The 11,848-nt window shown below is 53.2% G+C and carries 5 protein-coding genes, 1 tRNA gene and 3 rRNA genes; 4 read left to right on the forward strand and 5 right to left on the reverse strand.

The genetic code is table 11. The features are described from left to right. Positions 1–5 precede the first annotated feature (5 nt). The 4 genes from tapT to ABFI50_RS03740 all read left to right on the forward strand — a co-directional run bounded on the left by tapT (position 6) and on the right by ABFI50_RS03740 (position 5,238). On the forward strand, positions 6–704 hold the full coding sequence (gene tapT / locus ABFI50_RS03725) for a tRNA-uridine aminocarboxypropyltransferase (RefSeq protein ID WP_045135188.1): 699 nt from the start codon (positions 6–8) through the stop codon (positions 702–704). Between the two features lie 35 nt (positions 705–739). Continuing rightward, a complete protein-coding gene (pat, locus tag ABFI50_RS03730) occupies positions 740–3,403 on the forward strand; it encodes a protein lysine acetyltransferase (RefSeq protein WP_347485393.1) in 2,664 nt (887 codons plus the stop codon). A gap of 110 nt (positions 3,404–3,513) precedes the next feature. Next, complete coding sequence (pssA, locus tag ABFI50_RS03735) at positions 3,514–4,869, forward strand: CDP-diacylglycerol--serine O-phosphatidyltransferase (RefSeq protein WP_023331103.1); 1,356 nt, start codon at positions 3,514–3,516, stop codon at positions 4,867–4,869. Between the two features lie 45 nt (positions 4,870–4,914). After that, the gene (locus ABFI50_RS03740) at positions 4,915–5,238 is read left to right on the forward strand and encodes a YfiM family lipoprotein (protein ID WP_014884860.1); all 324 of its coding nucleotides are present in this window, start codon (positions 4,915–4,917) and stop codon (positions 5,236–5,238) included. Here ABFI50_RS03740 and ABFI50_RS03745 read toward each other — a convergent pair. The 5 genes from ABFI50_RS03745 to ABFI50_RS03765 form a co-directional block, all read right to left on the reverse strand. After that, positions 5,235–6,530, reverse strand: coding sequence for an MFS transporter (locus ABFI50_RS03745; RefSeq protein WP_047344914.1), 1,296 nt, complete (start codon positions 6,528–6,530; stop codon positions 5,235–5,237). The two genes, ABFI50_RS03740 and ABFI50_RS03745, sit on opposite strands and share 4 nt — an antisense overlap. Positions 6,531–6,740: 210 nt before the next feature. Continuing rightward, positions 6,741–6,856 (reverse strand): 5S ribosomal RNA (gene rrf / locus ABFI50_RS03750). Between the two features lie 64 nt (positions 6,857–6,920). Then, positions 6,921–9,825 (reverse strand): 23S ribosomal RNA (locus tag ABFI50_RS03755). A 192-nt stretch (positions 9,826–10,017) separates the two neighbouring features. After that, a tRNA-Glu gene (locus tag ABFI50_RS03760) sits at positions 10,018–10,093 on the reverse strand. An 85-nt stretch (positions 10,094–10,178) separates the two neighbouring features. Continuing rightward, positions 10,179–11,718: ribosomal RNA gene (locus ABFI50_RS03765) — 16S ribosomal RNA — on the reverse strand. The 16S, 23S and 5S rRNA genes sit together here with 1 tRNA gene alongside, the layout of an rRNA operon. Positions 11,719–11,848: the final 130 nt, after the last annotated feature.

Raw genomic sequence — 11,848 nt, forward strand, 5'->3', positions numbered from 1 at the left:
CGCCCATGACCGATAACGCTGTCCTCCTGTTACGCGCCGAACGCCTTGCACGCGCCACTCGTCCTTTTCTTGCCCGTGGCAATCGCATTCGTCGCTGCCAGCGCTGCCTGCTTCCGCTTAAAGTTTGCCTGTGCGAAACGCTGGCACCCAGTACGGCTAAAAGCCGTTTTTGTCTGGTCATGTTTGATACCGAGCCGATGAAACCCAGTAATACAGGGCGGCTGATTGCCGATATTCTGCCGGATACTGCCGCGTTTCAATGGTCCCGCACCGAGCCGCCACAGGCCCTGCTCGATCTGGTGACAAACCCGGACTATCAGCCGATGGTCGTTTTCCCGGCCTCTTACGCAGGCGACAATCGTCAGGTGCTTTCGGCGCCACCGTCCGGTAAGCCACCGCTGTTTATTATGCTGGACGGCACATGGACCGAAGCGCGGAAAATGTTTCGCAAAAGCCCTTACCTTGACGCGCTGCCGGTCATTTCTGTCGATCTTTCCCGCGTCTCGGCTTATCGCCTGCGTGAAGCGCATGCTGACGGACAATATTGCACCGCCGAGGTGGCCATCGCGCTGCTGGATTTAGCCGGGGATACCGCAGCAGCAGGCGCCCTGGGCAACCATTTCTCTTGTTTCCGGGAACGCTATCTGGCGGGAAAAACCATTCATAAGGGCAGCATCACAGCAACAGAGTCAGAAAGCGTTTAAAATCATCAGGTCGCTTGCAATCACGGGAGACTTGCATGAGCCAGCGAGGGTTAGAAGCGCTATTACGTCCTAAATCCATTGCCGTTATCGGCGCATCCATGAAACCGGATCGGGCAGGCTATCTGATGATGCGCAACCTGCTCGCGGGAGGATTTAATGGCCCCGTCATGCCCGTCACGCCGGCTTATAAGGCCGTTCAGGGGGTGCTGGCATGGCCAGATGTGCAGAGCCTGCCTTTTGTGCCGGACCTCGCCGTGCTGTGTACGAATGCGAAACGCAATCTGGAACTGCTGGAAGCACTTGGCAAGAAAGGGTGTAAAACCTGCATTATTCTCTCGTCTCGACCTGAACAGCAACCCGAACTGCTCGCCTACGCCAGCCGCTACCAGATGCGTATCCTTGGTCCGAACAGCCTGGGCCTGCTCGCCCCCTGGCAGGGGTTGAATGCCAGTTTCTCCCCGGTACCGATCCGCAAAGGCAAACTGGCGTTTATCTCGCAGTCGGCTGCAGTATCGAACACTATCCTCGACTGGGCGCAACAGCGCGAAATGGGTTTCTCCTACTTCATTGCCCTGGGCGACAGCCTGGATATCGACGTTGATGAGCTTCTGGATTTCCTGGCTCGTGACAGCAAAACCAGCGCGATACTCCTTTATCTTGAGCATCTGAGCGACGCCCGTCGTTTTGTATCGGCTTCACGAAGTGCTTCGCGCAATAAGCCGATCCTGGTTATCAAAAGCGGTCGCAGTCCTGCTGCCCAGCGTCTCCTGCAGTCTCATTCCGGCATGGATCCCGCCTGGGATGCCGCCATCCAGCGCGCGGGGTTACTGCGGGTGCAGGATACGCACGAGCTTTTTTCCGCCGTTGAGACGCTCAGCCACATGCGCCCACTGCGTGGCGAGAAATTAATGATTGTCAGCAATGGTGCGGCCCCTGCTGCGCTTGCGCTGGATGAACTGTGGCTGCGCAACGGAAAGCTGGCAACGCTGGGTGAAGAGACGCTTCAACGCCTCAGAGAGGCGCTTCCGACAAGCGTGATGCCCGGCAATCCGCTTGATTTGCGCGATGACGCCAGCAGCGATCGCTATATTCGGGCTATCTCAATTTTGCTGGATAGTCAGGACTTCGATGCATTGATGATTATCCACTCCCCCAGCGCAGTCGCGCCGGGCAGTGAAAGTGCGCGCGCGTTAATTGAAGCTGTACGCAACCATCCGCGCGGCAAATATGTCACTCTGCTGACAAACTGGTGCGGTGAGTTTTCATCTCAGGAGGCACGACGTCTGTTCAGCGAAGCCGGTCTGCCAACCTACCGTACGCCGGAAGGGACTATCACCGCATTTATGCATATGGTGGAATATCGCCGCAATCAGAAGCAGCTACGCGAAACCCCGGCGCTACCTGGTAACCTGACGGCGAATACCGTCGACGTTCATCGACTCTTGCAGCAGGCTATTGAAGAGGGCGCGACATCGCTTGATACGCATGAAGTGCAGCCCATTCTGGGCAGCTACGGGATGCAAACCCTGCCAACCTGGATCGCCAGCGACAGCGCCGAGGCAGTACATATTGCGGAGCAGATTGGCTATCCGGTCGCTCTTAAGCTGCGCTCTCCCGATATACCGCATAAATCAGATGTTCAGGGTGTCATGTTATATCTGCGTACGGCAACGGAGGTACAGCAGGCAGCTGATGCCATTTTTGATCGCGTTAAGATGGCCTGGCCGCAGGCCCGGATCCACGGACTGCTGGTACAAAGCATGGCTAACCGCGCAGGCGCTCAGGAACTACGAGTCGTGGTAGAGCACGATCCCGTCTTCGGCCCGCTTATTATGCTGGGAGAAGGTGGCGTGGAGTGGCACCCGGAGGAACAGGCTGTCGTTGCTTTACCGCCGCTGAACATGAACCTCGCGCGCTATCTGATCATTCAGGCGATTAAAAGCAAAAAGATCCGTGGCCGCAGTGCCTTGCGTCCGCTCGATATTGCCGGGTTAAGTCAATTCCTGGTGCAGGTGTCTAATCTGATCGTGGATTGTGCCGAGATCCAGCGGCTGGATATCCATCCGCTACTCGCTTCCGGCAATGAGTTTACGGCGCTGGACGTGACGCTAGATATCGCGCCCTTCGAAGGGGACAGAGAGAGCCGCCTGGCAATCCGTCCATATCCTCTGCATCTGGAGGAGTGGGTAGAGATGAAAAATGGGGAACGCGTCCTGTTCCGCCCAATTCTGCCGGAAGATGAACCCCAGCTGCGGGCCTTTATCTCTCAGGTTACAAAAGAAGATCTCTACTACCGCTATTTTAGCGAAATCAACGAATTTACCCACGATGATTTAGCCAATATGACCCAGATCGACTACGATCGAGAAATGGCGTTTGTTGCCGTGCGTCGTGCAGGTCATGATGATGAGATCCTCGGCGTCACGCGAGCCATTTCTGACCCGGATAATGTCGATGCGGAGTTTGCCGTGCTGGTGCGCTCCGATCTTAAAGGCCTGGGGCTGGGTAGACGACTGCTGGAAAAACTCATCAGTTATACGCGAGATCACGGATTGTTGCGCCTGAATGGCATTACTATGCCAAACAATCGCGGTATGGTGACCCTGGCGCGAAAACTCGGATTTGACGTTGATATTCAGCTGGAGGAAGGTATTGTTGCCTTGTCCCTCGTCCTGACATCAGCAGACAAACACGAGTAACCTACTGGAAATGTTACCCACTTTGGACGGGACTGGTGGTATCATTGTCCGCTTATGTTGTTTGCATGGTACAGACAACCCTTCAATGAACAGAGAAGAAACGCACTGTGATGTTGTCAAAATTTAAGCGTAATAAACATCAACAACACCTTGCTCAACTACCGAAGATTTCTCAGTCAGTTGATGATGTAGAGTTCTTTTATGCTCCCGCTCATTTTCGGGAAACGCTTCTGGAAAAGATTGCCAGCGCCACGCGACGCATTTGCATTGTGGCCCTGTATCTTGAACAAGATGAAGGCGGTCGTGCGATCCTCAACGCACTCTATGAAGCTAAACGTCAGCGTCCGGAACTGGATGTTCGCGTACTGGTTGACTGGCATCGCGCTCAGCGTGGCCGTATCGGCGCAGCCGCTTCCAATACTAATGCAGACTGGTATTGTCGCACGGCGCAGGAAAATCCTGGCGTCGATGTCCCTGTTTATGGCGTACCCGTTAATACCCGTGAAGCACTCGGTGTCCTTCATTTTAAAGGGTTCATCATTGATGACAGCGTCCTGTACAGCGGCGCAAGCCTGAATGATGTCTACCTTCATCAGCTCGATAAATATCGCTACGACCGCTACCACCTGATTCGTAATCCACAGATGGCCGATATCATGTTCAACTGGGTTGATAAAAACCTGGTACACGGTCGTGGTGTTAATCGCCTTGACGATCCTGAGCGTCCTAAAAGCCCGGAGATCAAAAATGATGTTCGCGCTTTCCGCCAGGAGTTGCGCGATGCGGTCTACCATTTCCAGGGCGATGCGAACAACGAAGAGTTATCTGTTACCCCGCTGGTAGGGCTCGGCAAATCAAGCCTGCTGAACAAAACGATCTTCCATTTGATGCCATGTGCAGAGCAGAAACTCACCATCTGTACGCCATACTTCAACCTTCCTGCCGTGCTGGTGCGAAATATCATTCAGCTACTGCGCGACGGTAAAAAAGTGGAAATTATCGTCGGCGATAAAACAGCAAACGACTTTTTCATCCCTGAAGACCAGCCGTTCAAAATCATCGGTGCGCTGCCTTATCTTTATGAGATTAACCTGCGTCGTTTCCTGAGCCGTTTACAGTATTACGTCAACACTGACCAGCTGGTTGTGCGTCTGTGGAAAGATGAAGACAACAGTTACCACCTGAAAGGAATGTGGGTCGACGATGAGTGGATGCTGCTGACCGGTAACAACCTTAACCCACGCGCCTGGAGACTGGATCTGGAAAACGCCATTCTCATCCATGACCCGCAGCATGAGTTAGCCGCCCAGCGTGAACGTGAGCTGGAGTTGATTCGCACGCATACTACGGTGGTTAACCATTACCGCGAACTACAGAGCATTGCCGATTATCCGGTGAAAGTCCGTAAGTTGATCCGCCGTTTACGTCGTATCCGTATCGACCGACTTATCAGCCGTATTCTGTAATGTCAGAGCCCTGTCACCCGCAGGGCTTTTTTATGGAGCCCGTTGATGCGTACTTCTCTGCTACTGAGCGTCCTCTTTCTGAGTGGCTGCAGCCATATGGCCAACGATAGCTGGTCCGGACAGGATAAGGCTCAGCACTTCCTCGCCTCCGCAATGCTGTCTGCAGCCGGTAACGAATATGCACAGCATCAGGGATACAGCCGGGACCGGAGCGCAGCGATAGGATTGATGTTCTCAGTAAGCCTTGGAGCATCAAAAGAACTGTGGGATAGCCGCCCCGCGGGGAGCGGCTGGAGCTGGAAAGATTTCGCCTGGGACGTCGCCGGTGCAACCACCGGTTATGCCGTCTGGCAGATGGCGCATTATTAAAGACGAATGCCCTTCCCTTTGCGATGCAGCATCAGGGAGACAATAAAGGCCAGCACCCCCATTACCGTCACATACCAGAAGAATGTCGTTTCACTTCCCCATGATTTAAGCGACAACGCTACATACTCCGCCGATCCGCCAAACAGCGCATTGGCTACCGCATATGAGAGCCCTACCCCTAGCGCTCGTACCTGTGCCGGGAACATTTCGGCTTTCAGTATTCCGCTGATCGAGGTGTAGAAACTGACAATCACCATCGCCAGCATCACCAGTGCAAATGCGGCATATGGCGAGGAGACATGCTGAAGGGCTGTCAAAATAGGGACAGTACACAGCGCTGACAGCCCACCAAAGATCAGCATTGACGTACGGCGACCAATCTTATCGGAAAGCGCACCGATAATCGGTTGTATGAGCATAAAGACAAAAAGTGCCACTGTCATAACAACGCTGGCGACGTTTGCGTGCATTCCGGTGGTGTTCACCAGATACTTTTGCATATAGGTGGTGAAAGTGTAAAAACTGAGAGAGCCGCCCGCAGTGAAGCCCAGCACCATCAGGAAAGCTTTGCGGTTTCGCCATAAACCTTTGAATGTTCCCGCCTCCTTTAGCGTCCTGACCTCTTTCTGCGAGGTTTCATCTAACTGACGGCGTAACCAAAGTGCGACAATCGCCAGTGCTGCGCCCAGTGCGAAAGGAATTCGCCATCCCCAGGTGTGAAGTTGTTCGTCTGTCAGGATCTGCTGCAGGATCACCACCACAAGAATCGCCAGCAATTGACCACCAATGAGCGTGACGTACTGGAATGAGGCGTAAAAACCTTTGCGGCCTTCCAGGGCAACTTCACTCATGTAGGTCGCACTGGTACCGTATTCACCGCCCACCGATAGTCCCTGGAATAAGCGAGCCAGCAAAAGCAGCGCAGGCGCCCATGTCCCGATCGATTCATATCCTGGTAAGCAGGCGATCACCAGAGATCCAAAGCACATCATACAAACCGAGATCAGCATGGAGGCCTTGCGCCCGCGACGATCCGCAATACGCCCAAACAGCCAGCCCCCAATGGGTCGCATTAAGAATCCGGCGGCAAATACCCCTGCCGTTTGTAGTAGCTGTGTTGTGGTGTTGCCGGACGGGAAGAAGATATGTGCGAAGTAGAGTGAACAGAATGAGTAGACGTAGAAGTCAAACCATTCAACCAGATTCCCGGAAGAGGCGCTGACGATTGCCCATACCCTTCTTCGGGTATCACTGTTAGCCAGCGTCCCGTTTGATGTAATACTTTCTGTCATTGTGATTATGCTCCTGCCATAAACAGCGGTGTATTGAGCCAGGAGACTCAATTACCTCGTAAATGAAATGTTATAATTTTGTTATAAATAACATTGAGACAGGGATCACACATTCCATTAGCAGGGTAAGAGATTAAGAGAAAGGCCAGGGGAGAAAAACCAAAAGCAAAAAACCCCGCACCTTACGGTACGGGGTTCTTCTTAATTGATGCCTGGCAGTTCCCTACTCTCACATGGGGAGACCCCACACTACCATCGGCGCTACGGCGTTTCACTTCTGAGTTCGGCATGGGGTCAGGTGGGACCACCGCGCTAAAGCCGCCAGGCAAATTCTGTAATCTGTATCAGGCTGAAAATCGTCTCTCACCGCCAAAACAGCTTCGGCGTTGTAAGGTTAAGCCTCACGGTTCATTAGTATCGGTTAGCTCAACGCATCGCTGCGCTTACACACCCGACCTATCAACGTCGTCGTCTTCAACGTTCCTTCAGGAGACTTATAGTCTCAGGGAGAACTCATCTCGGGGCAAGTTTCGTGCTTAGATGCTTTCAGCACTTATCTCTTCCGCATTTAGCTACCGGGCAGTGCCATTGGCATGACAACCCGAACACCAGTGATGCGTCCACTCCGGTCCTCTCGTACTAGGAGCAGCCCCCCTCAATTCTCCAGCGCCCACGGCAGATAGGGACCGAACTGTCTCACGACGTTCTAAACCCAGCTCGCGTACCACTTTAAATGGCGAACAGCCATACCCTTGGGACCTACTTCAGCCCCAGGATGTGATGAGCCGACATCGAGGTGCCAAACACCGCCGTCGATATGAACTCTTGGGCGGTATCAGCCTGTTATCCCCGGAGTACCTTTTATCCGTTGAGCGATGGCCCTTCCATTCAGAACCACCGGATCACTATGACCTGCTTTCGCACCTGCTCGAGCCGTCACTCTCGCAGTCAAGCTAGCTTATGCCATTGCACTAACCTCCTGATGTCCGACCAGGATTAGCTAACCTTCGTGCTCCTCCGTTACTCTTTGGGAGGAGACCGCCCCAGTCAAACTACCCACCAGACACTGTCCGCAACCCGGATTACGGGTCTACGTTAGAACACCAGCCATTAAAGGGTGGTATTTCAAGGTCGGCTCCACGCAGACTGGCGTCCACGCTTCAAAGCCTCCCACCTATCCTACACATCAAGGACCAGTGTTCAGTGTCAAGCTATAGTAAAGGTTCACGGGGTCTTTCCGTCTTGCCGCGGGTACACTGCATCTTCACAGCGAGTTCAATTTCACTGAGTCTCGGGTGGAGACAGCCTGGCCATCATTACGCCATTCGTGCAGGTCGGAACTTACCCGACAAGGAATTTCGCTACCTTAGGACCGTTATAGTTACGGCCGCCGTTTACCGGGGCTTCGATCAAGAGCTTCGCGTTGCCGCTAACCCCATCAATTAACCTTCCGGCACCGGGCAGGCGTCACACCGTATACGTCCACTTTCGTGTTTGCACAGTGCTGTGTTTTTAATAAACAGTTGCAGCCAGCTGGTATCTTCGACTGATTTCAGCTCCACCCGCAGGGGCTTCACCTACATATCAGCGTGCCTTCTCCCGAAGTTACGGCACCATTTTGCCTAGTTCCTTCACCCGAGTTCTCTCAAGCGCCTTGGTATTCTCTACCTGACCACCTGTGTCGGTTTGGGGTACGATTTCGTGTTACCTGATGCTTAGAGGCTTTTCCTGGAAGCAGGGCATTTGTTACTTCAGCACCGTAGTGCCTCGTCATCACACCTCAGCGTTAATAAGGTACCGGATTTACCTGGAACCTCCGCCTACATGCTTAAACCGGGACAACCGTCGCCCGGCTAACATAGCCTTCTCCGTCCCCCCTTCGCAGTAACACCAAGTACAGGAATATTAACCTGTTTCCCATCGACTACGCCTTTCGGCCTCGCCTTAGGGGTCGACTCACCCTGCCCCGATTAACGTTGGACAGGAACCCTTGGTCTTCCGGCGAGCGGGCTTTTCACCCGCTTTATCGTTACTTATGTCAGCATTCGCACTTCTGATACCTCCAGCAACCCTCACAGGCCACCTTCAACGGCTTACAGAACGCTCCCCTACCCAACAACACATAGTGTCGCTGCCGCAGCTTCGGTGCATGGTTTAGCCCCGTTACATCTTCCGCGCAGGCCGACTCGACCAGTGAGCTATTACGCTTTCTTTAAATGATGGCTGCTTCTAAGCCAACATCCTGGCTGTCTGTGCCTTCCCACATCGTTTCCCACTTAACCATGACTTTGGGACCTTAGCTGGCGGTCTGGGTTGTTTCCCTCTTCACGACGGACGTTAGCACCCGCCGTGTGTCTCCCGTGATAACATTCTTCGGTATTCGTAGTTTGCATCGGGTTGGTAAGCCGGGATGGCCCCCTAGCCGAAACAGTGCTCTACCCCCGAAGATGAGTTCACGAGGCGCTACCTAAATAGCTTTCGGGGAGAACCAGCTATCTCCCGGTTTGATTGGCCTTTCACCCCCAGCCACAGGTCATCCGCTAATTTTTCAACATTAGTCGGTTCGGTCCTCCAGTTAGTGTTACCCAACCTTCAACCTGCCCATGGCTAGATCACCGGGTTTCGGGTCTATACCCTGCAACTTAACGCCCAGTTAAGACTCGGTTTCCCTTCGGCTCCCCTATACGGTTAACCTTGCTACAGAATATAAGTCGCTGACCCATTATACAAAAGGTACGCAGTCACCTAACAAGTAGGCTCCCACTGCTTGTACGTACACGGTTTCAGGTTCTTTTTCACTCCCCTCGCCGGGGTTCTTTTCGCCTTTCCCTCACGGTACTGGTTCACTATCGGTCAGTCAGGAGTATTTAGCCTTGGAGGATGGTCCCCCCATATTCAGACAGGATACCACGTGTCCCGCCCTACTCTTCGAGTTCACAACCTGTGCATTTTCGTGTACGGGACTATCACCCTGTACCGTCGGACTTTCCAGACCGTTCCACTAACACACAAGCTGATTCAGACTCCGGGCTGCTCCCCGTTCGCTCGCCGCTACTGGGGGAATCTCGGTTGATTTCTTTTCCTCGGGGTACTTAGATGTTTCAGTTCCCCCGGTTCGCCTCGTTAACCTATGTATTCAGTTAACGATAGTGCAACGAATTGCACTGGGTTTCCCCATTCGGACATCGCCGGGTCAAAGGTTCATATCACCTCGCCGGCGCTTTTCGCAGATTAGCACGTCCTTCATCGCCTCTGACTGCCAGGGCATCCACCGTGTACGCTTAGTCGCTTAACCTCACAACCCGAAGATGTTTCTTTCGATTCATCATCGGTTTGCGAAAATTTGAGAGACTCGAACACACATAACATGTGTGTCGTTTCAATTTTCAGCTTGATCCAGATTTTTAAAGAGCAAATATCTCAAACATGACTCGCAAGTCAGTTTTGAGATATGACGGCAGGTGACTTTCACTCACGAACCAGCAAGTGGCGTCCCCTAGGGGATTCGAACCCCTGTTACCGCCGTGAAAGGGCGGTGTCCTGGGCCTCTAGACGAAGGGGACACTGAAGTCTCAATCGCAAGACGCCTTGCTATTTACTTTTCATCAGACAATCTGTGTGAGCACTACAAAGGCAGGTTCTTTAAGGTAAGGAGGTGATCCAACCGCAGGTTCCCCTACGGTTACCTTGTTACGACTTCACCCCAGTCATGAATCACAAAGTGGTAAGCGCCCTCCCGAAGGTTAAGCTACCTACTTCTTTTGCAACCCACTCCCATGGTGTGACGGGCGGTGTGTACAAGGCCCGGGAACGTATTCACCGTAGCATTCTGATCTACGATTACTAGCGATTCCGACTTCATGGAGTCGAGTTGCAGACTCCAATCCGGACTACGACGCACTTTATGAGGTCCGCTTGCTCTCGCGAGGTCGCTTCTCTTTGTATGCGCCATTGTAGCACGTGTGTAGCCCTACTCGTAAGGGCCATGATGACTTGACGTCATCCCCACCTTCCTCCAGTTTATCACTGGCAGTCTCCTTTGAGTTCCCGGCCGGACCGCTGGCAACAAAGGATAAGGGTTGCGCTCGTTGCGGGACTTAACCCAACATTTCACAACACGAGCTGACGACAGCCATGCAGCACCTGTCTCAGAGTTCCCGAAGGCACCAAAGCATCTCTGCTAAGTTCTCTGGATGTCAAGAGTAGGTAAGGTTCTTCGCGTTGCATCGAATTAAACCACATGCTCCACCGCTTGTGCGGGCCCCCGTCAATTCATTTGAGTTTTAACCTTGCGGCCGTACTCCCCAGGCGGTCGACTTAACGCGTTAGCTCCGGAAGCCACGCCTCAAGGGCACAACCTCCAAGTCGACATCGTTTACGGCGTGGACTACCAGGGTATCTAATCCTGTTTGCTCCCCACGCTTTCGCACCTGAGCGTCAGTCTTTGTCCAGGGGGCCGCCTTCGCCACCGGTATTCCTCCAGATCTCTACGCATTTCACCGCTACACCTGGAATTCTACCCCCCTCTACAAGACTCTAGCCTGCCAGTTTCGAATGCAGTTCCCAGGTTGAGCCCGGGGATTTCACATCCGACTTGACAGACCGCCTGCGTGCGCTTTACGCCCAGTAATTCCGATTAACGCTTGCACCCTCCGTATTACCGCGGCTGCTGGCACGGAGTTAGCCGGTGCTTCTTCTGCGGGTAACGTCAATTGCTGCGGTTATTAACCACAACACCTTCCTCCCCGCTGAAAGTACTTTACAACCCGAAGGCCTTCTTCATACACGCGGCATGGCTGCATCAGGCTTGCGCCCATTGTGCAATATTCCCCACTGCTGCCTCCCGTAGGAGTCTGGACCGTGTCTCAGTTCCAGTGTGGCTGGTCATCCTCTCAGACCAGCTAGGGATCGTCGCCTAGGTGAGCCGTTACCCCACCTACTAGCTAATCCCATCTGGGCACATCTGATGGCAAGAGGCCCGAAGGTCCCCCTCTTTGGTCTTGCGACGTTATGCGGTATTAGCTACCGTTTCCAGTAGTTATCCCCCTCCATCAGGCAGTTTCCCAGACATTACTCACCCGTCCGCCACTCGTCACCCGAGAGCAAGCTCTCTGTGCTACCGTTCGACTTGCATGTGTTAGGCCTGCCGCCAGCGTTCAATCTGAGCCATGATCAAACTCTTCAATTTAAGTTTGATGCTCGTGAATTAAACTTCGTAATGAATTACGTATGTTCACTCAGAGACTTGGTATTCATTTTTCGTCCGAGGACGTTAAGAATCCATGTCACTTTGAGTGCCCACACAGATTGTCTGATAA

The organism is Enterobacter sp. HNDS-6, assembly GCF_039850505.1.
GTDB lineage: Bacteria > Pseudomonadota > Gammaproteobacteria > Enterobacterales > Enterobacteriaceae > Enterobacter > Enterobacter kobei.

Coding starts and splice junctions, on each gene's coding strand:
- pssA (WP_023331103.1), top strand. CDS start 3,514: ATGTTGTCAAAATTTAAGCGTAATAAACATCAACAACACCTTGCTCAA.
- ABFI50_RS03740 (WP_014884860.1), top strand. CDS start 4,915: ATGCGTACTTCTCTGCTACTGAGCGTCCTCTTTCTGAGTGGCTGCAGC.
- ABFI50_RS03745 (WP_047344914.1), bottom strand. CDS start 6,530: ATGACAGAAAGTATTACATCAAACGGGACGCTGGCTAACAGTGATACC.
- pat (WP_347485393.1), top strand. CDS start 740: ATGAGCCAGCGAGGGTTAGAAGCGCTATTACGTCCTAAATCCATTGCC.
- tapT (WP_045135188.1), top strand. CDS start 6: ATGACCGATAACGCTGTCCTCCTGTTACGCGCCGAACGCCTTGCACGC.